The sequence below is a fragment of the Serratia sp. 506_PEND genome, from assembly GCF_001076875.1.
GTDB lineage: Bacteria > Pseudomonadota > Gammaproteobacteria > Enterobacterales > Enterobacteriaceae > Serratia > Serratia marcescens.
The window spans coordinates 1-369 of the sequence record NZ_JVEL01000185.1 but is presented as its reverse complement, the minus strand read 5'-3'; the positions used below and the strand labels follow the sequence as shown (position 1 = coordinate 369).

Annotated in this window: 1 pseudogene; it reads right to left on the bottom strand. The window is 59.6% G+C overall.

Annotated features, from left to right (window positions below):
* A pseudogene (locus ADK28_RS32065) lies at window positions 1–369 on the bottom strand (hypothetical protein); the annotation flags it as partial.

Below are 369 nucleotides of genomic sequence, written 5' to 3'. Positions count from 1 at the left end.
TCCATGCCTGGTTCAGGGATGACATGGCAAGCGAGGTCGTCACATCAGCGACCTGCGTCGCAATCTGACTGACCCAGCGATCCAGTGGCGCAGGCAGCCCCCGCGCATACTGTTGCAGACTGAAAGCCGGATCCTTATACGGATCGCTCTGCCGCAGCTGCAGGGCCTTAAAGGCAGCAGCCCCCGGATCGCCGGCACTGTTTATCTGCTCCAGCCACTGTGCAAGGGCGATGAGTTTCTGGTTTATCCCCTGAATGAGTGGCGCATCATTTCCACGGCCTTTCAGGGTGTCGTCCAGTTGGCTAAACGGACGCGCTATCCGGCTGAGGGTATCCCGCTGTTGTGCAGCCCCTTTTCCGGTCAGTGGAC